20 protein-coding genes are annotated in these 23,283 nt (G+C 69.7%); 15 read left to right on the top strand and 5 right to left on the bottom strand.

Annotated elements, in window-relative coordinates:
* Positions 1-11: 11 nt before the first annotated feature.
* The 5 genes from guaB to guaA all read left to right on the top strand — a co-directional run bounded on the left by guaB (position 12) and on the right by guaA (position 6,119).
* On the top strand, positions 12-1,514 hold the full coding sequence (guaB, locus tag EVS81_RS03735; protein ID WP_130109197.1) for an IMP dehydrogenase: 1,503 nt from the start codon (positions 12-14) through the stop codon (positions 1,512-1,514).
* Between the two features lie 126 nt (positions 1,515-1,640).
* Positions 1,641-2,762, top strand: a complete 1,122-nt coding sequence (locus tag EVS81_RS03730; RefSeq protein ID WP_130109196.1) for a GuaB3 family IMP dehydrogenase-related protein — start codon at positions 1,641-1,643, stop codon at positions 2,760-2,762.
* Between the two features lie 14 nt (positions 2,763-2,776).
* The gene (locus EVS81_RS03725) at positions 2,777-3,643 is read left to right on the top strand and encodes an SURF1 family cytochrome oxidase biogenesis protein (RefSeq protein WP_240739954.1); all 867 of its coding nucleotides are present in this window, start codon (positions 2,777-2,779) and stop codon (positions 3,641-3,643) included.
* A gap of 318 nt (positions 3,644-3,961) precedes the next feature.
* On the top strand, positions 3,962-4,432 hold the full coding sequence (locus tag EVS81_RS03720) for a DUF3817 domain-containing protein (RefSeq protein WP_130109195.1): 471 nt from the start codon (positions 3,962-3,964) through the stop codon (positions 4,430-4,432).
* Positions 4,433-4,535: 103 nt separating this feature from the next.
* Complete coding sequence (guaA, locus tag EVS81_RS03715) at positions 4,536-6,119, top strand: glutamine-hydrolyzing GMP synthase (protein WP_130109194.1); 1,584 nt, start codon at positions 4,536-4,538, stop codon at positions 6,117-6,119.
* Between the two features lie 36 nt (positions 6,120-6,155).
* On the opposite strand, the gene EVS81_RS03710 is transcribed toward guaA, so the two are convergent.
* Positions 6,156-6,902: a prepilin peptidase gene (locus tag EVS81_RS03710; protein ID WP_130109193.1), complete on the bottom strand. Its 747-nt coding sequence runs from the start codon at positions 6,900-6,902 to the stop codon at positions 6,156-6,158.
* Positions 6,903-7,111: 209 nt separating this feature from the next.
* Between EVS81_RS03710 and EVS81_RS03705 the strand changes: the two genes are divergently transcribed.
* On the top strand, positions 7,112-8,053 hold the full coding sequence (locus EVS81_RS03705) for an NYN domain-containing protein (protein WP_130109192.1): 942 nt from the start codon (positions 7,112-7,114) through the stop codon (positions 8,051-8,053).
* A gap of 255 nt (positions 8,054-8,308) precedes the next feature.
* On the opposite strand, the gene EVS81_RS03700 is transcribed toward EVS81_RS03705, so the two are convergent.
* A complete protein-coding gene (locus tag EVS81_RS03700) occupies positions 8,309-9,127 on the bottom strand; it encodes a Bax inhibitor-1/YccA family protein (protein WP_130109191.1) in 819 nt (272 codons plus the stop codon).
* Positions 9,128-9,243: 116 nt separating this feature from the next.
* Here EVS81_RS03700 and EVS81_RS03695 point away from each other — a divergent pair, with 116 nt between their 5' ends.
* From EVS81_RS03695 to EVS81_RS15880, 4 genes are all read left to right on the top strand, one after another.
* On the top strand, positions 9,244-10,266 hold the full coding sequence (locus tag EVS81_RS03695; RefSeq protein ID WP_130109190.1) for a glycerophosphodiester phosphodiesterase family protein: 1,023 nt from the start codon (positions 9,244-9,246) through the stop codon (positions 10,264-10,266).
* 211 nt (positions 10,267-10,477) lie between these two features.
* Entirely contained in the window at positions 10,478-11,200 is a 723-nt protein-coding gene (locus EVS81_RS03690) for an ABC transporter ATP-binding protein (protein WP_130109189.1), read from the top strand.
* Positions 11,197-12,498, top strand: a complete 1,302-nt coding sequence (locus tag EVS81_RS03685; protein WP_130109188.1) for an ABC transporter permease — start codon at positions 11,197-11,199, stop codon at positions 12,496-12,498. The genes EVS81_RS03690 and EVS81_RS03685 overlap by 4 nt, the downstream gene beginning before the upstream one ends.
* Before the next feature lie 10 nt (positions 12,499-12,508).
* Entirely contained in the window at positions 12,509-13,135 is a 627-nt protein-coding gene (locus tag EVS81_RS15880) for a TetR/AcrR family transcriptional regulator (protein ID WP_205879382.1), read from the top strand.
* A gap of 124 nt (positions 13,136-13,259) precedes the next feature.
* Here EVS81_RS15880 and EVS81_RS03675 read toward each other — a convergent pair whose 3' ends face one another.
* Positions 13,260-14,252, bottom strand: a complete 993-nt coding sequence (locus EVS81_RS03675; protein ID WP_240739953.1) for an asparaginase domain-containing protein — start codon at positions 14,250-14,252, stop codon at positions 13,260-13,262.
* Positions 14,253-14,384: 132 nt separating this feature from the next.
* Here EVS81_RS03675 and EVS81_RS03670 point away from each other — a divergent pair, with 132 nt between their 5' ends.
* On the top strand, positions 14,385-16,982 hold the full coding sequence (locus EVS81_RS03670) for an ATP-dependent helicase (protein ID WP_130109187.1): 2,598 nt from the start codon (positions 14,385-14,387) through the stop codon (positions 16,980-16,982).
* Between the two features lie 93 nt (positions 16,983-17,075).
* On the opposite strand, the gene EVS81_RS03665 is transcribed toward EVS81_RS03670, so the two are convergent.
* Positions 17,076-17,705, bottom strand: coding sequence for a TetR/AcrR family transcriptional regulator (locus EVS81_RS03665; RefSeq protein ID WP_130109186.1), 630 nt, complete (start codon positions 17,703-17,705; stop codon positions 17,076-17,078).
* Positions 17,706-17,899: 194 nt separating this feature from the next.
* Here EVS81_RS03665 and EVS81_RS03660 point away from each other — a divergent pair, with 194 nt between their 5' ends.
* The 4 genes from EVS81_RS03660 to sucD all read left to right on the top strand — a co-directional run bounded on the left by EVS81_RS03660 (position 17,900) and on the right by sucD (position 22,092).
* Positions 17,900-18,868, top strand: a complete 969-nt coding sequence (locus EVS81_RS03660) for a GGDEF domain-containing protein (RefSeq protein ID WP_240739952.1) — start codon at positions 17,900-17,902, stop codon at positions 18,866-18,868.
* Positions 18,861-19,886 (top strand): GGDEF domain-containing protein, encoded by a 1,026-nt coding sequence (locus tag EVS81_RS03655; protein WP_240739951.1) that lies wholly within the window; start codon positions 18,861-18,863, stop codon positions 19,884-19,886. Before EVS81_RS03660 ends, EVS81_RS03655 begins: the two co-directional genes overlap by 8 nt.
* Before the next feature lie 106 nt (positions 19,887-19,992).
* Positions 19,993-21,159 carry an ADP-forming succinate--CoA ligase subunit beta gene (gene sucC / locus EVS81_RS03650; protein WP_130109184.1) on the top strand — a complete coding sequence of 389 codons (1,167 nt, stop codon included), beginning with the start codon at positions 19,993-19,995 and terminating at the stop codon, positions 21,157-21,159.
* Positions 21,160-21,189: 30 nt separating this feature from the next.
* Positions 21,190-22,092, top strand: a complete 903-nt coding sequence (gene sucD, locus EVS81_RS03645) for a succinate--CoA ligase subunit alpha (protein ID WP_130109183.1) — start codon at positions 21,190-21,192, stop codon at positions 22,090-22,092.
* A gap of 174 nt (positions 22,093-22,266) precedes the next feature.
* Here sucD and EVS81_RS03640 read toward each other — a convergent pair whose 3' ends face one another.
* Positions 22,267-23,250: an epimerase gene (locus tag EVS81_RS03640; RefSeq protein WP_130109182.1), complete on the bottom strand. Its 984-nt coding sequence runs from the start codon at positions 23,248-23,250 to the stop codon at positions 22,267-22,269.
* Between the last annotated feature and the right edge of the window lie 33 nt (positions 23,251-23,283).

The raw sequence follows: 23,283 nt of genomic DNA, 5'->3' as shown, positions 1-23,283 counted from the left end.
GATGAGGTTCCATGGAACAGCGTGACCCCTTCGCGTTCACCGGTCTGACTTACGACGATGTGCTGCTGCTTCCCGCGCACACCGACGTCATCCCCAGCGATGCGGACACGTCCACTCGGCTCACCCGCCGCATCAGCCTGAACATCCCGCTCATCTCGGCGGCGATGGACACGGTGACCGAGACGCGCATGGCGGTCGCGATGGCCCGCAACGGTGGACTGGGCATCCTGCACCGCAATCTTTCGATCCAGGATCAGGCCGAGATGGCCGACCGCGTCAAGCGCAGCGAAGCCGGCATGATCACGAATCCCGTGACCACCTCGGTCGACGCGACCGTGGCCGAGGTCGACGCCCTGTGCGGCGAGTATCGCGTGTCAGGACTGCCCGTGGTCGACTCGAACGACGTGCTGCTCGGGATCATCACGAACCGGGACATGCGCTTCATCGACCCGAAGGATCGCTCCCAGGTGCGCGTGTCCGACGCGATGACCCGGATGCCGCTCATCACCGGCCCCCAGGGCATCTCGCGGGAGGACGCCGCGGCGATCTTCCGTCAGCACAAGATCGAGAAGCTGCCGCTCGTCGACGGAGAGGGGCGCCTCACCGGACTCATCACGGTGAAGGACTTCGACAAGGAGGAGCAGTACCCGCACGCCACGAAGGACGACGCGGGGCGGCTGCGCGTGGGCGCGGCGGTCGGCTTCTTCGGCGACGCCTGGAAGCGTGCCGGTGAACTGGTCGACGCCGGAGTCGACGTGCTCGTGGTCGACACGGCGAACGGCGACAGCAAGGGCGTGCTCGACATCATCGCGAAGATCAAGGCCGATCCGGCGTTCGCCGCGGTCGACGTGATCGGCGGCAACGTGGCCACCTACGCCGGCGCGAAGGCGATCGCCGAGGCGGGCGCCGACGCCGTCAAGGTGGGCGTCGGCCCCGGCTCCATCTGCACCACCCGGGTCATCGCGGGGGTGGGCGTGCCGCAGGTCACGGCCGTCTACGAAGCGTCGAGGGCCGCGACCCCGCTCGACGTGCCCGTGATCGCCGACGGTGGCCTGCAGTACTCCGGCGACATCGCGAAGGCCCTCGTGGCCGGTGCCTCTTCGGTCATGATGGGTTCGCTGCTCGCCGGCACCGACGAGAGCCCGGGAGACCTCGTGTTCGTGGGCGGCAAGCAGTACAAGAACTACCGGGGCATGGGATCGCTGGGCGCGCTGCAGACCCGCGGCGAGCGCACCTCGTACTCGAAGGACCGCTACTTCCAGGCCGATGTGCCGAGCGACGAGAAGCTGATCCCCGAGGGCATCGAGGGGCAGGTGCCCTACCGCGGCCCCGTCGGCGCCGTGACGCACCAAATGATCGGCGGCCTGCGCCAGTCGATGTTCTACGTCGGGGCCCGGTCGGTCGCCGAGCTCAAGGAGCGCGGCAACTTCGTGCGCATCACCTCCGCCGGGCTCAAGGAGTCGCACCCGCACGACGTGCAGATGGTCGTGGAGGCTCCGAACTACCGGCGGTAGGCTCCGATCGCGAGTCCCCCCTCATCGAGATGAGCGGGGGACTCGCGCGTTGCGAACGGCCCCGACCCGCCGCTCGTCGACTGGCGGAGACCGACCGCTCAGGCGGCGGCCCGATAGACTGGTCCGGTGAGCAACGAGATCGAGATCGGCCGCGGGAAGCGCGCACGGCGCGTATACACTTTTGACGAGATCGGCATCGTGCCGACACGGCGCACGCGCGATCCGGAGCTTGTCTCGACGGCCTGGTCGATCGATGCGTTCCAGTTCGACATCCCGGTGCTGGGCGCCCCGATGGACTCTGTGATGTCACCCGCGACGGCGATCGAGCTGGGCAGGCTGGGCGGCCTCGGCGTGCTGAACCTCGAGGGGCTCTGGACCCGCCACGAGAATCCCGAGCCGCTGCTCGAGGAGCTCGCGGGCATCGACGACGAGATCGTCGCGGTGAAGCGCATGCGAGAGCTCTACTCGGCGCCGATCCAGCCCGAGCTGATCCGCGCTCGCCTCGGCGAGATCCGCGAGGCCGGCGTGACCGTCGCCGGCGCGCTCTCTCCCCACCGCACCGCGGAGTTCACGGAGACCGTGGTGAACGCGGGCGTCGACCTGTTCGTGATCCGCGGCAACACGGTCTCGGCCGAGCACGTCGCGGAGGAGGGGCGGGTGCCGCTCAACCTCAAGCAGTTCATCTACGAGCTCGACGTGCCGGTGATCGTGGGCGGCGCCGCCACCTACCAGTCTGCGCTGCACCTCATGCGCACGGGCGCGGCCGGCGTGCTCGTCGGCTTCGGGGGCGGCGCGTCCTCCACGACGCGCGCCACGCTCGGCATCCGTGCCCCGATGGCGACGGCGATCGCCGATGTCGCGGGCGCGCGGAGCGACTACCTCGACGAGTCGGGTGGGCGCTATGTGCATGTGATCGCCGATGGCGGTCTCGGCACCTCGGGCGACCTGATCAAGGCGATGGCGTGCGGCGCCGACGCGGTGATGTTGGGCGCTGCGCTGGCAAAGGCATCCGATGCGCCCGGCAATGGGTGGCACTGGGGGCAGGAAGCCCATCACGAGGACCTGCCGCGCGGCAAGCGCATGCCCGTCGGCTCGGTAGCGCCGCTCTCCGAGATCGTGAACGGCCCCGCGCACGTCGCAGACGGCAGCGCGAACCTCATCGGCGCACTGCGCCGCGCGATGGCGACGACCGGCTACTCGGAGCTCAAGGGCTTCCAGCGCATCGGCATCGTGCACGCCGAGCGCTGAGGAGCGCGAGAACCGTGTCACCGACCCTTCACGCGCCGGCGCGGCGACCGGAGTACCTGGGCGAGCCCACGCTCGGCCAGGTGATGCGCAGGCCGCGCTGGATCCTGGCGCTGCTGTTCGCGCTGCTGGTGGCCGCCGTGTTCGCGTGGCTGGGCCAGTGGCAGATGGACAACGCGATCCGCACGGATGCGCAGCAGGTGATCGACACCGAGACCCCGCGGCCGCTCTCGGAACTCGCCGAGGCCGGTTCGGGCGTGACCGATGTCGCGGCCGGAATGGTGGTGCGTGTGAGCGGGGCATTCGTGCCCGAGGATCTGGAGATCGTGACCCCCCGTGAGAACGACGGCGAGACCGGGGCGTGGGTGGTCGGCCACCTCGCGGTGGCGGCGGATCCGGGTACGCCCGAGACCGGTCTGGCGGTGGCGATCGGGTGGGCGCCGGGCGTCGCGGAGGCCGAGGCGGCCGCCGATGAACTTGCGCGGGTCTCCGGTCTCGGCGATGTGCGAGATCTCGAGGGGCGGTTCATGCCTCCCGAGGGGCCCGTCGTGCCGCGGGCTGACGAGGCGCCGCAGGTGATGCACGCGATGGTGCCCGCCCAGCTCGTCAACTCCTGGCAGCGGGTCCCGGGGCCGGTGCACTCGGGGTACCTGGTGCTGCATCCGGCCGACGGGGGAGCCGAGTTGCTCGCCGCAGTCGGGCTCGACGCGATCGACTCGGTCCCGCCCGAGCCGGCCGAGAGCGTGAACTGGCTCAACGTCTTCTATGCGGTCGAGTGGATCGTGTTCGCGGCGTTCGCGATCTTCCTGTGGTATCGGCTCGCGCGCGACGCGTGGGAGAAGGAGCACGAGCTCCAGCTCCTGCGGGCGGCCGAGGGCGAGTGACGCGAGTCGCGGGGTGGATCCTGCGACTGCGCGCAGGATGACGGGGTGCGGTCTGTCATCCTGCGGGAGCGGAGCGAGTCGCAGGATCCACGCGTCTGCAGTATGGATCCTGCGACTGCGCGCAGGATGACGGGGTGCGCGCAGGATGATGGGCTGCGGTCTGTCATCCTGCGGGAGCGGAGCGAGTCGCAGGATCCACGCGGCCTCGCGGACGATACCCGGCGGCTTCGGCCTCGCCGGGCTCGGCCCGGCCGACCGGCGCGGTGCCCGCCCCCGCATCGACCAGGTGCTCAGCATCGCTGAAATAGAATGGGACTCATGCAACTGCAGCCGAGGCCCACCGACTACCCGCGCATTCGCAAGGCGCTCGGATTCTACAAGGTGACGTCGGTCATCACCGGAGTCATGCTGCTGCTCCTGTGCGCCGTCATGGTCATGAAGTACGCCTTCAACGTGCAGCTCTTCCTCTTCACGCCCGACGGCTTCGCGCAGTTCATCGAGCTCGCGCCCGAGGGGCTCGAGAGCGAGTTCCAGGCGGAGGGCTTCAACCTCTTCCGGGCGATCCTCATCGCCCACGGCTGGTTCTACGTCGTCTACCTGATCTCCGACTTCCTGCTCTGGAGCCCCATGCGGTGGCACTTCGGACGATTCCTGCTCATCGCACTGGGCGGCGTGATCCCGTTCATGTCGTTCTTCCTGGAGGCGCGGATCGTGCGCGAGGTGCGAGGGTTCCTCGAGTCCCGCGAGGACGCCCCGGTCGTCGAGACGTCGGCGCGATCCGCCGGGTAGTCCTGGCCCAGTGCCCGCGGATTCGACTCGCTCTGCTCGCTCAACCGGCGGGCGGAATCTCGCTAGAATTGTTCCTCGAGCTTCTTGATCCGAAAGGCCGGTAATGGCAGAACAGACTGATACCGGGCATCGTCCCGTTCTCGTCGTCGATTTCGGTGCGCAGTATGCGCAGCTGATCGCCCGCCGTGTGCGCGAGGCCGGAGTCTACTCCGAGCTGGTGCCGCACACGATCACGGCGGCCGAGGTCGAGGCGAAGCAGCCGCTCGGCATCGTCCTCTCCGGCGGTCCCTCGTCGGTGTACGAGGAGGGGGCCCCTCGATTCGACGCGGCGGTCTTCGAGCTCGGCATCCCGGTGCTCGGGATCTGCTACGGATTCCAGGTCATGGCGCGCGCCCTCGGCGGCGAGGTCGGCAACACCGGCGACCGCGAGTACGGTGCGACCGAGGCGGAGGTGCTGGGCGGCGGCGGCGCGATCCTCGGCGGTCAGCCGGAGACGCAGAACGTGTGGATGAGTCACGGCGATGCCGTGCAGCAGGCGCCCGCCGGCTTCGATGTGCTCGCGCGCACGTCGGTGACCCCCGTGGCGGCGTTCGGCTCACCCGAGAGGAAGCTCTACGGCGTGCAGTGGCACCCCGAGGTGAAGCACTCCGACCACGGCCAGCGCATTCTCGAGAACTTCCTGCACCACGTAGCGGGTATCGCCCCCGACTGGAACGCGGGCAACGTGATCGCCGAGCAGGTCGAGCGCATCCGTGCTCAGGTGGGCGACGCCCGGGTCATCTCGGCGCTCTCGGGCGGCGTCGACTCCGCGGTCTCGACCGCGCTCGTGCACAAGGCCATCGGTGACCAGCTCACCGCGGTGTTCGTCGACCACGGGCTGCTGCGCAAGGGCGAGCGCGAGCAGGTCGAGCGCGACTACGTGGCTTCCACGGGCGTGCACCTCATCACGGTGCACGCGGCCGACACCTTCCTCGGGCATCTCGAGGGCGTCACCGATCCCGAGGAGAAGCGCAAGATCATCGGCCGCGAGTTCATCCGCTCATTCGAGCAGGTGCAGCGCGATCTCGTCGCAGAGGCGAAGGCCGAGGGGGAGCAGGTCAAGTTCCTCGTGCAGGGCACGCTCTACCCCGACGTGGTCGAGTCGGGTGGCGGATCGGGCACCGCGAACATCAAGTCTCACCACAATGTGGGCGGTCTGCCCGACGATCTCGACTTCGAACTCATCGAGCCGCTGCGGGCGCTCTTCAAGGACGAGGTGCGAGCGATCGGCCGCGAACTCGGGATCCCCGAGGCCATCGTCGGTCGCCAGCCGTTCCCGGGCCCGGGTCTCGGGATCCGAATCGTCGGCGAGGTGACGCGCGAACGGCTCGACGTGCTGCGCGAGGCAGACGCGATCGCCCGCGAGGAGCTCACAGCGGCCGGGCTCGACCAGCAGATCTGGCAGTGCCCGGTGGTGCTGCTCGCCGACGTCCGCTCTGTGGGCGTGCAGGGCGACGGCCGCACCTACGGTCACCCCATCGTGCTGCGGCCCGTCTCGTCAGAGGACGCGATGACGGCCGACTGGACTCGGGTGCCGTACGAGGTGCTGGCGCGCATCTCGAATCGCATCACGAACCAGGTGCCGGAGGTCAATCGCGTGGTGCTCGATGTCACGTCGAAGCCCCCGGGGACGATCGAGTGGGAGTAGCGGCGACGTGCCGCCGCTCGACGGCGCCCGGGTGTCTCACGAGGCGAACCACCAGGCGGCGACCCCTTCTCCGGTGATCATCCCCGCCCAGGCGCCGATGATCATCCAGGGCCCGAAGGGGATACCGCTGCCGCGACCCGCTCGCCTCGTGAGCAGCAGTGCTGATCCGTACATCCCGCCGAGTACGAACGTCGCGAGCGCCCCGATGACCAGTTGCCCCCAGCCGAGCCAGGCCGATGCGGTGCCGAGCAGAACGGCGAGCTTCACATCGCCCATACCCAGGGCGCCCGGGCGAATCAGGACGAACGCGCCGTACCACGCTGCGAGTGCTGCACCCCCGCACAGCGCGCGCAGCAGCGGCCGCGGTTCGGCATCGAGCAGCGATGCTGCGGCGGTGAGCGAGGCGAAGACCAGAAGCGACGGCAGCACGATCCCATTGGGTAGCCGCGAGGTGTCGAGGTCGATCCGCGCGAGCGCGATCGACACGGCTGCGAGGTGCAGGTAGGCGATCAGCATCACGGCTGACGCCCCGTCTCCGAGCGCGGGGTCTGCGCTGTCGATGAGCCACCACCAGGTCACGGCGGTGAAACAGACGCCGGTGGTGGTTACGACGAGCGGATCGCGGATCGGGCCGCGCCCGCACGATGCGCGTCGGGCGCGCCCGGGCACGCCCGACTTCTGCCCGGCGGTCGCGCGAAGGATCAGCTCGTTCAGTGATCCGCCGATCAGCAGCCCGAGCAGCGCCGTCGACGCGAGGAGCAGGCTCGGGCACGCCGTGCTCACGGCCGGCCCCGTCGGTCGAGGGTACGAGCCCAGCAGCGGGGGAGCGGGGATCCGGCGCTCGGTACGCAGCGCACTGCATGCTCGATGCCCACTGTGATCCCGCGGCTCCCGGCGCAGGGGCTCCCGGGAGGTCCGATCACACCTGGAGTGTAACCGACGACTGCGGCGGGGCGGTGGCCCGATCCATTCGGTGCTGGCAGACTGGACGGGTGCCGGATACTCAGAACGGCCGCGTGGCGGTCTACCTCGACTTCGATAACATCGTGCTCTCCTGGTATGACCGCGTGCACGGTCGCAATTCCTTCGCCCGGGATCGGCAGCGGATCGCCGAGAACCCGGGCGATCCCGAGACGGCGGCCCGATTGCGCGCAGCCATCGTCGACGTCGGGGCGATCATCGACTACGCCTCGTCGTTCGGCACCCTCGTGCTCACCCGCGCTTACGCGGACTGGTCTGCGCCCATCAACGCCGACTACCGCACGCAGCTCGTGGCCCGCGCGGTCGATCTCGTGCAGCTGTTCCCCGCGGCGGCCTACGCGAAGAACGGGGCCGACATCCGGCTCGCCGTCGACGCGGTGGAGGACATGTTCCGCCTCGACGACCTCACGCACGTCGTGATCGTCGCCGGCGACTCCGACTACGTGCCGCTGGCGCAGCGCTGCAAGCGCCTCGGGCGCTACGTGGTGGGCATCGGGGTTGCCGGTTCGACGGCGAAGGCGCTCACCGCGGCCTGCGACGAGTTCGCCTCCTACGATGCCCTTCCCGGCGTCGAGGCGATCGAACGCGAGCAGCCGGCGAAGCGGCAGCGGAAGGGCGCCGGCACCGCCGCGACGAAGGACGAGGCCGAGCGCGCCGCGGCCCAGTCGTCGACGGATGTGGGCGATGACGGCGAGCCGCTCGACACCGACGAGCCCGAGATCGCCGTGACGGGGCTGCTGATCCGCGCGCTCTGGTTGAGCCAGGACAAGGACGACTCCGGCTGGCTCTACAGCTCGGCTGTGAAGCAGCAGATGCGGCGCATGGATCCCTCGTTCAGCGAGAAGGCGCTGGGATTCCGCTCCTTCTCCGACTTCCTGCGCTCCCGCTCCGACGTCGTCGAGCTCGAGGAGTCGGGCCACGAGAGGCTCGTGCGCCTGAAGGACCAGTCCTAGGCGGCGCCCGGCGGGCGATACGTCGTCCTGGGTGCGGCTGCCGTGCGCCGTCGTCCTGCGTTGGGGGTCCGTGCGCCGTCATCCTGCGTTGGGGGTCCGTGCGCCGTCATCCTGCGCGAGTTTGCGAGTCGCAGGATCCATCGCGCATGGATTCTGCGACTGCGCACAGAATGACCGGGAGTGCGCGCCACCGTGGCGCAGACAGCAGAAGGGGTCCGGCATCAGCCGGACCCCTTCTGCAGCGGTCGAGCGGTGTCAGTCGCCGCGCAGGATCGCGAGGATGCGCAGGATCTCGACGTACAGCCAGATGAGCGTCACCATGAGGCCGAATGCGGCCGACCAGGCCCACTTCTCCGGCACCCGGTTCTGCACGCCGTTCTGGATGAGCTCGAAGTCCATGACGAGCGAGTATGCGGCGAGGAGCACCGCGAGCACGCCGATCGCCACGCCGATCCAGCCCGAGCGCAGGCCCCAGCCGTCGATGCCCGGCACGAACATCACCAGCACGAAGTTGATGAGCGAGAACGCCGCGTAGCCCACGATCGCCACGAGGAAGATCTTGTTGAGACGGGGGCTCGTGCGCACCTTGCCGCTGCGGAACAGCAGCAGGGTCACCCCGAAGACGGAGAGGGTGCCGATGACCGCCTGCGATACGATTCCCGGCCACTGCGCCTCGAAGATGCCCGAGATGCCACCGAGGAACACGCCCTGGAACACCGCGTAGAGCACGATGAGCGGAACGCTCGGCTCCTTCTTGAAGGCGTTGACGAGCCCGAGCACCAGGCCGATGATCGCCGCGGGCAGGGCGAGCGCCGGCATGAACCAGCCGACGGCCGCGGTGGCGAGCACGATGATGAAGAGCATCGCCGTCTTGGAGATGGTGTTCTCGTAGGTCATCGGCCGGTCGGACGGAGTGGCCGCGGGCGGCTGCTCGAAGCCGCTCTCCGTCGCCGGGGTATCGACGCCCGGCCGCTGCGTCTGCGCCGCGGGCTGCTCGTAGATGCGGCGCAACTCGTCGGCGGTGAGGGTCTTGCCGTTGAGTGCCGGGTTGTTGCTGAGTGCCGGATTGCTCATGCGTCGGAATCCTTTCCTGGCGTATGGGTCTGACACGATCCTAGTGGTCGAGGCTATGCCGACGCTGTGATTCTCGGGCCGGGGAGCCCGTGTCCCCGCTCGCTAGGGTGGGAGGCATGCCAGACCAGCCCGCGCCGATCGTCATCGGTCACCGGGGGGCCCCGGGGTATCGCCCCGAGCACAGTGCCTCCTCGTACCGGCTCGCCTGCGAGCTGGGAGCCGATGCCGTCGAGCCGGACGTCGTCGCGACCCGTGACGGCGTGCTGGTGGTGCGGCACGAGAACGAGATCTCGGGCACCACCGATGTGGCGGATCGGCCCGAGTTCGCGGGCCGGCGCACCACGAAGACCATCGACGGTGCGCGCCAGACCGGCTGGTTCACCGAGGACTTCACCTGGGCCGAACTCTCGACCCTGCGGTGCCGGGAGCGCCTCGCGAGGATCCGGCCCGAGAACCGCCGGTTCGACGGCCGAGAGCCGATCCTGCGCCTGCGCGACGTGCTGGCCATCGTCGATGAGCAGAGCTCGAGCCTCGGGCGGCCGCTGGGGGCCGTGATCGAGGTGAAGCACGCGGAGTACTACCTCGGCCTGGGCTGGGACCTGGGTGCGCTGCTGCTCGCCGAGCTGGCCGCGGCGGGCTGGGACGAGCGGCCGGAGCGCGTGGTGATCGAGTGCTTCGAGCTGGGTGTGCTCGACAGGCTGCGCGAGGCCGGCGCGCCCGCCCGCCTCGTCTTCCTCACCGAGCGTTTCGGTGCGCCGGCCGACGAGCCCGTGGGAGGAGCGCCGGCGCGCAGCTACGCCTGGTACCGCGGCGATGCCGGTCTCGACCTGCTCGCGCAGCGCGTGGACGGCATCAGCGTCGCGAAGGGCAATCTGCTGCGCGTCAACGCGCTGGGGCGGGCGGTCGGTTCCACGAGCCTGGTGCGTCGTGCGCACGAGCGCGGCCTGCTGGTCTACACCTGGACGTTGCGTCCCGAGAACCGTTACCTGAATCTCCGATTCCAGACCTCGCTGCGCGGTGCGGAGTGGGGAGACTGGCAGGGCGAGTTCGGCATGGCGCTGAGCTCCGGGGTCGACGGGATCTTCGTGGATCACCCGGACCTGGGGGTCGCGATCCGCGAGGCGCTCGCGCAGGCATAGCGGTTGTGGGAGCCGACGCCATGGATTCTGGGACTGCGCGCAGAATGACAGGTGCAGCATCGCGTGATGCTTCAGCCGTCATCCTGTGCGGGGTTGCGAGTCGCGGGATCCTTGCTCGAGGGCACAGGCCGCACTCAGACGGCGGGTGAACGGGTGGAGTATTTTTGCAGAAGTGCCGAATTGCACGACTGCAAGAATGAGCGGAGACCGCATGCCAACCACCGTCCTCGACGCCGTCGACATCCAGAAATCGTACGGCCACGGCGCCGGCCGATTCACCGCGCTGAAGGGGGTGTCGCTCGCCGTGCGCGCCGGCGAATCGGTCGCCATCGTCGGCAAGAGCGGCTCGGGGAAGTCGACGCTGATGCACATTCTCGCGCTGCTCGACGAACCAGACCGGGGCGCGGTGCTCGTGGAGGGCACGGACGCCTCGGGGCTGCGCGGCCGAGAGGTGAATCGGCTGCGCAACCAGGATTTCGGCTTCGTGTTCCAGCAGTTCTTCCTCATTCCGAACGCCACCGTGCTCGACAACGTCGTGCTCCCGCTGAAGATCGCCGGCGTCGGCGTGCGCGAGCGCACCGAGCGCGGCATGGCGGCGCTCCGGGCCCTGGAGCTCGACGACAAGGCGAAGAACCGGGCGACCGCACTCTCGGGCGGCCAGAAGCAGCGCGTGGTGATCGCGCGGGCGCTCGTGAACGATCCGAAGGTGATCTTCGCCGACGAGCCGACGGGCAATCTCGACACTGCGACCGGCGAGGTGGTCGAAGACATCCTCTTCGGGCTCAATCGGGATCACGGGATCACGCTGGTGATCGTCACCCACGACCCCGAACTCGCGGCGCGCTGCGACCGGCAGGTCTACCTGCGCGACGGCCTGGAGGTCGATGCTCCGCCGCCCGGCGCACACGACCATGCGAAGGAGGCGTCGGCATGAGGCTCGCAGACATCCTCGGCAGCGCGGTGCAGAACACGTTCCGCAGCAGACTGCGCACATCTCTCACCGTGATCGCCATCTTCATCGGCGCGTTCACCCTCACCATCACGAGCGCGATCGGCGCAGGCATCTCCCAGTACATCGACAGTCAGCTCGGCGCGATCGGCGCCGACGGGGTGCTGAGCGTCACGCACGCGCTCGACGAGGATGCGCTCGCCGCCGACGACGGGCCGACGCCCTATGATCCCGACAAGGCGACCGCCGGCGGCGGCTTCCCGGGAGGCGCCGCGCCGGGATTCGGGGAGCTCCTCACCGACGACGACATCGCGTCGATCGAGGCCGTCGACGGCGTGCTCCGCGTGGATCCGACCGTCTTCACGAGCGCCGACTACGTCGCCGCGGCCGGCAGCGATCGCTTCGAGATCGCGTTGAACCCCATGTCGGCCGCGACCGTGCCCGATCTTGCCGCGGGGGAGCCGCTGACCGACGAGGCCCGCAGCGAAATCCTGCTGCCGGACAGCTTCCTCGATGCGCTCGGCTTCGACGACGCTCAGGCCGCGATCGGCGCCGAGCTCGTGCTCGGGGTGACCGATGCCGTCGGAGAGTCTCACGAGGTGCTCGCCGTCGTCGCGGGCGTGCAGAACGCCTCGTTGCTCAGCGTGGGGGCGAGCATCAACGCGCACCTCACCGAGGAGCTCGTCGAGGCACAGGAGACGGGGCGGCTCGTCGAAACCCCGACCGGGTACGTGGCCGCGGTCGCGTTCTTCGATACCGACGCAACGGACGAGGAGATCGCAGCGATCAAGGCGAGTCTTGCCGATGAGGGTTTCCTCGCCCAGACCACCGAGGATCAGATCGGACAGTTCCAGACCGTCGTCTCGGGTATCATCGGGGTCTTGAACGCGTTCGCCGTGATCGCGCTCATCGCGGCCGGATTCGGCATCGTCAACACGCTGCTGATGAGCGTGCAGGAGCGCACCCGCGAGATCGGGCTCATGAAGGCGATGGGCATGGGCAGCGGTCGGGTGTTCGCGCTGTTCAGCGGCGAAGCGGTGTTCATCGGCTTCCTCGGCAGCGCTCTGGGCGCCGGGATCGCGATCCTCGCGGGATCCGCCGTCAGCTCGGCGCTCGCGAACTCGGTGCTCTCGGGTCTTCCGGGCCTGCAGATCATGCTGTTCGAGCCCGTCTCGATCGTCTCGGTGATTCTCGTGGTGATGCTCATCGCGTTCCTCGCCGGGACGCTGCCCGCGCGTCGTGCGGCCGCGCAGCGTCCCATCGATGCGCTGAGATATGAGTGACAATGGGTGTATGAGGGAGGCAGAGGGCGGCGGGCTGCGCGAGCGCAAGCGCCGCGCGACGCGGGCGGCGATCGAGCGGGGCGCGCTGGAGCTCGCCCTCGAGCACGGCTACGAGCACGTGACCGTGGAGATGATCTGCGAGTACGCGATGATCTCGCCGCGCACCTTCTTCAACTACGCCGGCTCCAAGGAGCGCGCGGTGCTCGGGATCGATCCGCCGCTTCCCGCATCGGATCGCCGGGAGGCCTACGCGGGGGGCCTCGGCGGATCCCCTCTCGAGGATCTCGTCGTCACGCTCGTCGAGGGCCTGGCCGACCACGGCGGGGTCGGCCCGGACACGCTTCGCGCACGGCACCGGATCCTGCGGGAGAACCCTTCGCTCGCGATGAAGGAGCTCGCCCGCATGGAGGAGGCGCAGAACTCCATCGTCGACCTCGTCCGCGCCCGGCTCGTCGGGGACGACCCCTCGCGCGATTCGGATCCCGCGCTCGACGATGAGACCCGGATGACGGTCTCGCTCGCCATGGGTGTCGTGCACTACCTCATGCAGGACTGGATCGCCGGCGGGCCCGCCGCGGGGGACGGCGGCGTCGTGCGCCGGGCCACCGCGCTCGCCCGGCGCGTCGCCGGAGGGTGAGGGACGCCGCTGCTGCCCCGCGCGCGAGATTCCGTGCTCGCGAGATCCCGATTTCCGTCGCGAGTCCCGCCGGAATGCGGCGGAAATCGGGATCTCGGACGGGTCAGGAGTGCGGGCGAGCCGCTCAGGCGCGCTCGCCCACGAGGTTGCGCTCCATGGCGACGCGCAGATCCTCGCCCCGATGCCCGCGATCCAACAGGAAGCCGAGCTTCGCCGTCGCGGCCTCGACGGTGAGGTCGGAACCGTCGATCACACCCGCTGCCGCGAGCTCCCGTCCCACCGCGTAGCGGGTGAGGTCGACGCCTCCTGTGGCGCACTGCGTGATCGCGACGACCGGCAGCGTCGCGCAGAGCTCGCGCAGCGTGCCGAGCATGCCCGGGCGCGCCACGGGCGCGTTGCCGCTGCCGTAGCACTCGAGCACCAGCCCGTCGGGGCCGGCGCCGACCGCGGCCCGTAGATCCTCCGCGGTGACGGCCGGTGTGAACCGGAATGAGAGCACGCGGGCCGGTGCGGCTGGGGCATCCTCGGTACTCGGAGCGGCCGGGATCCCGACGCCTCCGGGCGCGAGCGCGCGCTCGGCGCGGAACGCCGTGAGCGAGACGGCATCGTGCTTCGCGGCCCGCACCGCCGGCAGGATGGAGCCGCCGAACGCGATCGACACGGGCGCACTCGGCGCTGCCCTGACCGCCGCGCGGATGGCGAGACTCAGATTGTCGGCGGCGTCGGTCCCCCCTGCCCCGTGGGGGAGCTGACTGCCCGTCACGACCACCGGACTTCCGAGGCCGGACAGCTCGAAGGCGATCCGGGCCGCGGTGTAGGCGAGGGTGTCGGTGCCGTGCAGGATGACGACGCCGCGGGGCCGATGCGTGCGCACCCTGGCGCTGATCGCGCGAGCGATGCGCGGGGCCGTCTCGGCGTCGGCGTTGGCGCTGTCGATGGCGGGCAGTAGGTGGTTGATGCGGGCGTCGATCCCGAGCGGAGCGCAGATGCCGCTCACGAGGCGATCGAGCACCTCGGGGAAGTCGGGATCGGGCGCCAGGCCGCTGTCGGTCTGGTGCATGCCGATGGTGCCGCCCGTCGCGAAGACGAGCACGGTGGGGCGCTGGGGTGCGGACATTGCTCCATTCTCCCGTACCCAGGCGGTCTCCTGCGGCGGGGTCTGTCGAACCGGTGCGCGGATCCTCTGCGCCGGTGGGCCGCGCCGGGCGGGGAGACCGGTGTCAGGGGCGCAGCCTAGACTTGGGGGACGATGAGCGACTTTGAACTTCTGGAGCCCGGGGCTCCGATCGGCGGCTTCGACGCGGCGGGCGGCGACGGCTTCGACGGACGCGATCCGCTGCTCGACGGACTGAACCCGGCGCAGGAGCGCGCGGTGATCGCGCGCGGCCCCGCGCTGCTGATCGTGGCGGGTGCGGGATCGGGCAAGACCCGCGTGCTCACCCACCGCATCGCGCAGCTGATCCGGGGCCGCGAGGCCTGGCCCAGCCAGATCCTCGCGATCACCTTCACGAACAAGGCGGCCGCCGAGATGCGGGAGCGACTCGAGGGGCTGCTCGGCGCGGGTATCGAGGGCATGTGGGTCTCGACGTTCCACTCGGCCTGCGTGCGCATCCTGCGCCGCGAGGCGGAGCGGTTCGGGTACGTCGCCGGCTTCACGATATACGATTCGGCCGACTCGCGGGCGCTGCTCAAGCGCATCATCAAGGAGGTCGACGCCGACACCTACGGCTTCACCCCGGCGAACGCCGGCTCCAAGATCTCGCGGCTGAAGAACGAACTCACGGACGCCGACGGCTACGCGGCGACCATGAACGAGAGCGACCCGCGCGATCGCCTGTTCGTCGAGATCTTCAAGATGTACGAGCAGGAGCTGCGCCGCGCCAACGCCTTCGACTTCGACGATCTCATCGGGCAGACCGTGCACCTCTTCAGGGCCCACCCCGATGTCGCCGCCGTGTACCAGCGCCGCTTCCGGCACATCCTCGTCGACGAGTACCAGGACACGAACCACGCCCAGTACGCCCTCATTCGCGAGCTGACCCGGCCGATCGAGCCCGACCAGGTCGAGCGCCTCGTGCCGCCGGTGCGCGAGCGGGAGCTCGACGGGAGCGGGCGCGTGCCGGCGTCGAGTCTCACGGTGGTGGGCGACTCGGATCAGTCGATCTACGCGTTCCGCGGCGCCGACATCCGCAACATCGTCGAGTTCGAGCGCGACTTCCGCGGCGCCGAGGTGGTGAAGCTCGAGCAGAACTACCGTTCGACGCAGAACATCCTCTCCGCGGCGAACGCCGTCATCGGCAACAACTTCGACCGCCAGGAGAAGAACCTCTTCACCACCGAGGGCGATGGCGAGAGGATCGTCGGGTTCACGGGGTACTCGCAGCACGACGAGGCGCGCTTCGTGGCCGAGGAGATCGAGGATCTGCACCGCGCCGGGGTGGCGTACAGCGATGTCGCCGTGTTCTATCGCACCAACTCGCAGACCCGCGCCCTCGAGGAGCTGCTGATCCGCTCCGCGATCCCGTACCGCGTGCTCGGCGGCACCAAGTTCTACGAGCGCGCCGAGATCAAGGACGCGATGGCGTATCTCACGAGCATCGCGAACCCCTACGATCCGATCGCGTGGTCGCGCATGCTCGGCGCCCCCAAGCGCGGTGTCGGCCCGATGGCCGAGGCGCACCTCGCCAACTTCCAGGAGACGCACGCCATCTCGTTCCACGACGCGATGCTGCGGGCCGACGAGGTGGGCGCGCTCGGCCCGAAGGTGCGCGGCACGGTGCGGGCCCTCGGAGAGCTGCTGGTGCGTGCGGCTCGCATGGCCGCCGGGGGCGGCGCGACGGACGTGTCGGGCGAGGAGGCGACGCCCGCGCCCGTCGGGGATGTGCTGAAGCTGATCCTCGACGAGACCGAGATGATCGAGAAGCTGCGGGCCAAGCGCGACCCGCAGGACGATGCGCGCGCCGAGAATCTCGAGGAGCTGGTGGCCGTGGCCCGCGAGTTCGACGTGAAGCAGCCGGGCGCCGGCCTGCTGGCGTTTCTCACGGAGGTCAGCCTCGTCGCGGCCGCCGACGATCTCGACGACACGAGCGGCACCGTCTCGCTCATGACCATGCACACGGCCAAGGGGCTCGAGTTCAAGGCGGTATTCATCACCGGCGTCGAGGAGGGGCTGCTGCCGCACCAGATGTCGGTCGACGAGGTGGGCGGCATCAGTGAGGAGCGCCGGCTCATGTACGTGGGCATCACTCGGGCCCGCGAGCGGCTCTACCTCACGCTCGCGTCGACCCGCGCCACCTTCGGCGACGTCTCGGTCGCCATGCCCTCGCGCTTCCTGCAGGAGATCCCCGAGGGGCTCATCGACTGGCGGCAGTCGCCGGGCGAGGTCACGGGGCGCGGGGGATCGTCCTCGCGAGCGCTCAACGCGCCGCGCGGCTCGGGATCGGGGTACGGGGGTGCGGCGTCTCGCTCGCGCGGCGTGGACTCGTCGGTGTCGTTCTCTGGGGGGTCCGGTGCCGGGGGCGGCCGGTCCAGCGGTTCCGCTGCGGTCAGCGAGCCGGCGAGCGGCAACATGCAGTCGGCGCTCGACAAGTGGCGCGAGCGCAAGCGTCTCGCCAAAGAGGCGCAGGCGGCGGGCGGGGGCTTCCCCAACATGATCGGGGGCGCGGCGCGCGACAACGGCGACCTCGAACTCGCGCCGGGGGACCGCATTCGTCACGACGAGTACGGCGACGGCAGGGTCTCGGCGGTCACGGGATCCGGTTCGAAGCGGATCGCTCACGTCGTCTTCGACTCGGTCGGTGAGCGCAAGCTGCTGGTGAAGCTGTCTCCGATCACCAAGATCGATTGATCTCCTCGCTCAATCGGCGGGCTCGCAACCGGCGGGCTCGCAACCGGCGGGCTCGGCTGCGCTGCTGCGCCCCGCTCAGTCGGCCGGCGCCGATCAGCCGAGGATCGCGCGGTAGTCGTCCATGATCCCGCGCACCCCGTCTTCGGTGGCGGAGGTGTCGCCGCTTCCGGTGGACCACTCGTTCATCTGCGCTGCGATCAGACCATTCACCAGGGTCACGGCGAGTGTGGCCTCGCGCAACGGATCGTCGAGCCGAGCGTGCTCCGGGTGCGCAGTAAGCCAGGCCGTCGTGGTCGCCGTGAGCTGGTACGAGGACTCGAGGAAGGTGGTGAGGGAGAGCCGAGCGGCCTCGGGCTGCTCGGCGATGAGCTGCATCCGCAGGCGCGCCACGTCAGAGTTGACGTGGGAGTGACCGATCGCCGCGAAGTACAGGCGGAAGATGCCGAGCACCAGGTCGCCTGGAGCGCTGTCGAGCATGGCGAACGCTTCGTTGCCCTCGGGTATGCCGACGGCGCGGCCCACGATGGCGTAGTCGCGCGACGAGAAGTAGTTGAAGAACGTGCTGCGAGAGATGTCGGCCATCTCGCAGATGGCCTCGACAGTGACGTTCTCGACGCCGAGCTCGAGGGCGAGTGCGACCGCCGACGACTCGATGGCGTTCTCCGTGGCCCGGCGCTTGCGCGCTCTGAGGCCCTCCGGCTTCGGTTCTTCTGTGCGGTTCACCAGTCGCTCGATTCTCGTCATCGCCCGGCGGGGAGATCCCGCGCAATAACGAGACCAGCGTACTCGTCCAGTCTGAGAATCCGGGTCGGCGCACGAACCGTGCAGTGTGCGGTCAAGCTCCTAACCGGCGAATTGTGTACGCTAAGGATACGAACAGCCGGAGCGGGCGAATCCGGCACGAGGGGAAGTGCGCGATGGCCTGGCTGTCTCACCAGCTTCGACGTCAGAGCCCGCATTCTCTCTACCTCACCTTCGCGACGCTGCTCCTCGCGCTCACGCTCGTCATCGACCTGCTGTTCCATAGCAACCAGATCAGCCCGTGGCTCGTCTGGCTGCTGCTGATCGCCTGTCTCGTCGGGGGTGTCGCCGCGTTCGCGTTCGGGCGCAGCGTGCCGAACTGGATCGGGATCGTCGGGGTGATGCTCTTCATCGGCGCGCAGTCGTACTTCCTCAGCCTCGCCGATGATCCGCAATCGGTCATCTCATCGCTGCAGCAGATGCCGGTGATCGCGTTCTACCTCGGCTGGTTCGTGCGCCCCGCGTTCGCAGTGCCTCTGCTTCTCGTGAGTCTGAGCGCCTTCAGCGCGGTGATCGCGGGGAACCCGCTCCTGTGGCCCGACGGCGCTATCGGTACGCCCGTCGCGGTGCACGGACTCCTGAGCCTGGTGTTCTGCTACGGGGTCGGCTTCACGCTGTGGTGGCGGCAGCTGCGCGTGGCCGCCACCGATCCGCTCACCGGGGTGTGCAACCGTCGGGGGTTCGTGGAGCGGCTCGATTCCCGGCTGCGGCGCCTCACCGCGCGGCGCGGCGGATTCTGCGTCGTCGCCGTCGATTTCGACGACTTCAAGCGGTTGAACGACGCGCACGGGCACGCCGCGGGCGATGCGGCGCTCATCTCGACCGTCGAGTCCTGGCGCGAGGAGATGCGCTCGGGCGACGTGGTCGCCCGGATCGGCGGCGACGAGTTCGTGCTGCTGCTGCCCGGGGTGGACGCCGCCGGGGGCACCGCGGTGGTGCAGCGGCTGCAGCAGGGGTCCGTGAACGCGTGGTCGTGGGGGATCGCCGAGGCGGTGCCCGGGGATACGGCGGATGAGCTGCTGGCCCGCGCCGACAGCGCGCTCTACGAGCAGAAGCACCGCAAGCGGGGTGATCTGCGTGCATAGGCGGCACTCCGATCGGCCGAGTGCCTGGGCGCACGGCGTCGAGCGCGCACGCGTGCTCGCCTCGCGATTCGTGCGCTGGCAGACGCCCTTCTCGTTCGTCAGCTCCATGATCTCGCTGCTCCTGGCGCTGGTCTTCGCCGTAGACCTCGTCGTGGGGCATCCCGAGATCCAGCGCGACATCGTGACGTGGTGGCTCGTGCTGTACACCCTGGGCGCGGCCGTGCCCCTGGCCCTCGGGCGGCTCTACTCGCGGCAGCTGGGGCTGATCCTGGCGGTGGGGATCGAAGCGTGGTCGACCTACTTCCTCGTGTTCTCGCATCACACCCACGCCGAGATCAACGCGCTGCTCGCGCTGCCCCTCTCCGCACTCTACATCGGGTGGTTCTTCCCCGCGCGCATCGCCGTCCCCTTCATGGCGCTGAGCGCGCTGCGCGTCTGCTTGACGCTGGTGTGGAATCCCTCCCTCGGAGCGGGGGTCGGCTCGCCGCTCACGCTCGTGAGCTACGCAGTGCTGATCGCACTGTTCACCTTCGCCGGCGCGCGTCTCGTGCGTCGGCAGGTGCGCACGCAGGCCGCCACCGACCCGCTCACGGGCGTGCTCAATAGGCGCGGTCTCCGCGGGGCCGCGCAGCGCCTGCGCCAGCGCGCGGCGCGCCGCGGCCTCCCCGTGACCCTCGTCATCATCGACTTCGACGACTTCAGGCTGGTGAACGAGGAGGGCGGGCACTCGTCCGGCGATCTCGCACTGCGCGAATCGGCGCACGCGTGGCGCGAGCTGGTGGGGATGCGCGGCGCCTGGGACCGCTCCAACGGGATCGTGGCGCGGATCGGGGGCGACGAGTTCGTGCTGCTGCTGCCGTTGGGTCTCGACGCCGCCGAGTCGCTCCTGCGGCACGCGCAGCAGACGGCGCGTCACTCCTGGACCTGGGGAGCCGTGCTGGTCGAGCCGGACGAGGCACTCGAATCGGCGACGGGCCGGGCCGACTCGGCGCTCTACCGCAGCAAGCAGCGCCGCTGAACGCTGCGCCCACATCCTGCGGTGATAGAATTTCGGACTGGTCGACTTATCTCGACATCGAGACACTTTTCTGCCTCGGATCACCCCGACAAGCGAAGGACAGTACGTGGATCTGTACGAGTACCAGGCACGAGACATCTTTGAGCGATACGGAGTGCCGGTGCTCGCCGGCCTCATCGCGGATACGCCGGAGGAGGCGCGCGCCGCGGCCGAGAAGATCGGCGGCGTGGTCGTCGTCAAGGCGCAGGTGAAGACGGGCGGCCGCGGCAAGGCCGGCGGCGTGAAGGTCGCGAAGAACCCCGACGAGGCGTTCGCCGCCGCGCAGGCGATCCTCGGTCTCGACATCAAGGGGCACGTCGTGCAGCGCGTCATGGTGGCCGCGGGCGCCGACATCGCGCAGGAGTTCTACTTCTCCGTGCTGCTCGACCGCGCCAACCGGTCGTATCTGTCGCTCTGCTCGGTCGAGGGCGGGATGGAGATCGAGCAGCTGGCGGTCGAGAAGCCCGAGGCGCTCGCGCGCATCGAGGTCGACCCGCTCGTCGGCATCGACGCGGCAAAGGCCGAGGAGATCGCCCGGGCCGCGCGCTTCCCCGAGGAGCTCGTCGCGAAGGTCGTGCCGGTGTTCCAGAAGCTCTACGACGTGTACACGGGCGAAGACGCGACACTCGTCGAGGTGAACCCGCTCGTGCTCACCGGCGCCGGCGAGATCATCGCGCTCGACGGCAAGGTCTCGCTCGACGCCAACGCCGACTTCCGCCAGCCCGAGCACGAGGCGCTCGAGGACAAGGCGGCGGAGGACCCGCTCGAGGCGAAGGCCAAGGCGCAGGATCTCAACTACGTGAAGCTCGATGGCGAGGTGGGCGTCATCGGCAACGGTGCGGGCCTCGTGATGTCGACGCTCGACGTCGTCGCCTACGCGGGAGAGAACCACGGCGGGGTGAAGCCCGCCAACTTCCTCGACATCGGCGGCGGCGCCTCGGCAGAGGTCATGGCCGCCGGCCTCGACGTGATCCTCGGCGACCCGCAGGTCAAGTCGGTGTTCGTCAACGTCTTCGGCGGCATCACCGCGTGCGACGCGGTCGCCAACGGCATCGTGGGAGCGCTCGCCAAGCTCGGCGACGCCGCGAACAAGCCGCTCGTGGTGCGTCTCGACGGCAACAACGTCGAGGAGGGGCGCCGGATCCTCGACGAGGCCGCGCACCCGCTCGTGACGCAGGCCGCCACCATGGACGAGGGCGCCGACAAGGCCGCCGAACTGGCCAACGCCCGCTAACCGACGAGACTCACGGAAAGAAGCAACAGAATGTCGATCTTCCTGAACAAGGATTCCAAGGTCATCGTCCAGGGCATCACCGGCGGCGAGGGCACCAAGCACACCGCGCGCATGCTCGCTGCCGGCACGCAGATCGTGGGCGGTGTGAACGCCCGCAAGGCCGGCACCACCGTCTCGCACGTCGACGCCTCGGGCGCGACGGTCGAGCTGCCCGTCTTCGCGTCGGTCGCCGAGGCGATGGCCGAGACCGGTGCCGACGTGTCGGTCGCGTTCGTGCCCCCGGCCTTCACCAAGGACGCCGCGATCGAGGCCATCGACGCGGGCATCGGCCTGCTCGTCATCATCACCGAGGGCGTGCCCGTCAAGGACTCGGCTGAGCTGTGGGCGCACGCGAAGGCGACGGGCGGCACGACTCGCATCATCGGGCCGAACTGCCCGGGCATCATCACGCCGGGCGAGGCGCTCGCGGGGATCACGCCGGCGACGATCACCGGCAAGGGGCCGATCGGTCTCGTCTCGAAGTCGGGCACGCTGACCTACCAGATGATGTACGAGCTGCGCGATCTCGGTTTCTCGACCGCGATCGGGATCGGCGGCGACCCCGTCATCGGCACGACGCACATCGACGCCCTCGCGGCGTTCGAGGCGGATCCCGAGACGCAGGCGATCGTGATGATCGGCGAGATCGGCGGCGACGCCGAGGAGCGCGCGGCCGAGTACATCAAGGCGCACGTGACGAAGCCGGTCGTGGGCTACGTGGCGGGCTTCACGGCGCCCGAGGGCAAGACGATGGGCCACGCCGGCGCCATCGTGTCGGGCTCCGCGGGCACCGCCCAGGCGAAGAAGGAGGCCCTCGAGGCCGCCGGCGTCGCGGTGGGCAAGACGCCCACCGAGACCGCGGAGCTGCTGCGCCAGGCTTACGCCGCGCTGTAACCGCGCCGGCGCCGGTCGAGCGAAGCGGGCCGCAACCCACCATCCCGGTGAGTTCCGGCCCGCTCCGCTCGCTCTACCGGCGGAGAACGCCGAAACCGACTTGATTGTGCGAACCCGAGGCGTTCAGCACCGCTGAAGTGCTCGGGCTGGAACAATCGGCTCGGTCTCGGGAGACTACGCCCGGTTGAACGCCTCGCGCAGCGCGGGCTCGAGCTCGGGGTAGGCGAATGCGAACCCCGCGGACTCGAGGCGCTCCGGGAGCACCCAGCGGCTCTTGAGCACGAGTTCGGTCTCGGTGCGGATGCCGATGGCGCCGATCTCCAGCGCCCAGCGCGGCGTCGGAGGCCCGAAGCGCACCCCGAGCACCCGCCGCACCGCCGCCATGAACTCCCGGTTGTCGACGGGCCGAGGCGAGCTCGCGTTCACCGGACCGTCGAGCTCCGGATGATCTTCCAGGAAGTCGATGATCCGCGCCGCGTCCTCGATGTGGATCCAGCTGAAGCGCTGCCTGCCCCGGCCAGAACCCCGCAGGTGGAGCGTTCCGGCCTCGCGCCGGGACCGGGTCGTCGGCCACCACCCGTCGACCTGCGGCCCGCCGAGACCCAGGCGCGCGAGCCGGCGGATCGGGGCCAGCACGCCGCCGTGCCCCAGCACGATCGCGGTCCGCAGCGCCACCCGGCGCGTCGCGGGCAGCTCGTCGGCGAAGAGCGCGCACTCCCAGGCCTTCGCGACCTCGACGGAGAAGCCGCTGCCGATCTCTCCGCCCTGCTCCGTCATCGGCCGGTCCTCGGCATGCCGGTAGATCGTCGCGGTGGCGGCGTTGACCCACAGCGCAGGCGGCGTCGCGGCGGCCGCGATCGCCCGGGACAGCGCCGCGGTGGTGTCGAGCCGGGAGCGGAAGATCTCGGCTCGGTTCGCCGGGGTGTACCGGCAGTTCACGCTCTTGCCCGCGAGACCGACGACCAGCGCAGCGCCGTCGACCGCGGCGGCGATCCCGTGCGCGTCGTCCCAGCGCAGATCCGCTCCGGATCGCCCGATCGTCACCACCTCGCGCCCGGCGGCCCGTGAGCGCTCGGCGAGGTATCGGCCCATGAAACCGCCCGCACCTCCGATCACGATCCGGCCGCGCGTCGAGTGGTCCTGGGCATCCGAGGTCATGAGGCCAGCCTAGGGGTGCGATCCCGCCCGGGC

It is taken from the genome of Leucobacter triazinivorans, from assembly GCF_004208635.1.
Lineage (GTDB): Bacteria > Actinomycetota > Actinomycetes > Actinomycetales > Microbacteriaceae > Leucobacter > Leucobacter triazinivorans.
The sequence above is the reverse complement of the archived record's forward strand: the minus strand, read 5'-3'. Positions and strand labels throughout refer to the sequence as shown.

What these genes read in the sequence shown, in the direction of transcription:
- guaB (WP_130109197.1), top strand. Translation starts at nt 12, where the DNA reads ATGGAACAGCGTGACCCCTTCGCGTTCACCGGTCTGACTTACGACGAT.
- EVS81_RS03720 (WP_130109195.1), top strand. Translation starts at nt 3,962, where the DNA reads ATGCAACTGCAGCCGAGGCCCACCGACTACCCGCGCATTCGCAAGGCG.
- guaA (WP_130109194.1), top strand. Translation starts at nt 4,536, where the DNA reads ATGGCAGAACAGACTGATACCGGGCATCGTCCCGTTCTCGTCGTCGAT.
- EVS81_RS03700 (WP_130109191.1), bottom strand. Translation starts at nt 9,127, where the DNA reads ATGAGCAATCCGGCACTCAGCAACAACCCGGCACTCAACGGCAAGACC.
- EVS81_RS03695 (WP_130109190.1), top strand. Translation starts at nt 9,244, where the DNA reads ATGCCAGACCAGCCCGCGCCGATCGTCATCGGTCACCGGGGGGCCCCG.
- EVS81_RS03690 (WP_130109189.1), top strand. Translation starts at nt 10,478, where the DNA reads ATGCCAACCACCGTCCTCGACGCCGTCGACATCCAGAAATCGTACGGC.
- EVS81_RS03685 (WP_130109188.1), top strand. Translation starts at nt 11,197, where the DNA reads ATGAGGCTCGCAGACATCCTCGGCAGCGCGGTGCAGAACACGTTCCGC.
- EVS81_RS15880 (WP_205879382.1), top strand. Translation starts at nt 12,509, where the DNA reads ATGAGGGAGGCAGAGGGCGGCGGGCTGCGCGAGCGCAAGCGCCGCGCG.
- EVS81_RS03675 (WP_240739953.1), bottom strand. Translation starts at nt 14,252, where the DNA reads ATGTCCGCACCCCAGCGCCCCACCGTGCTCGTCTTCGCGACGGGCGGC.
- EVS81_RS03670 (WP_130109187.1), top strand. Translation starts at nt 14,385, where the DNA reads ATGAGCGACTTTGAACTTCTGGAGCCCGGGGCTCCGATCGGCGGCTTC.
- EVS81_RS03660 (WP_240739952.1), top strand. Translation starts at nt 17,900, where the DNA reads ATGGCCTGGCTGTCTCACCAGCTTCGACGTCAGAGCCCGCATTCTCTC.
- sucD (WP_130109183.1), top strand. Translation starts at nt 21,190, where the DNA reads ATGTCGATCTTCCTGAACAAGGATTCCAAGGTCATCGTCCAGGGCATC.
- EVS81_RS03640 (WP_130109182.1), bottom strand. Translation starts at nt 23,250, where the DNA reads ATGACCTCGGATGCCCAGGACCACTCGACGCGCGGCCGGATCGTGATC.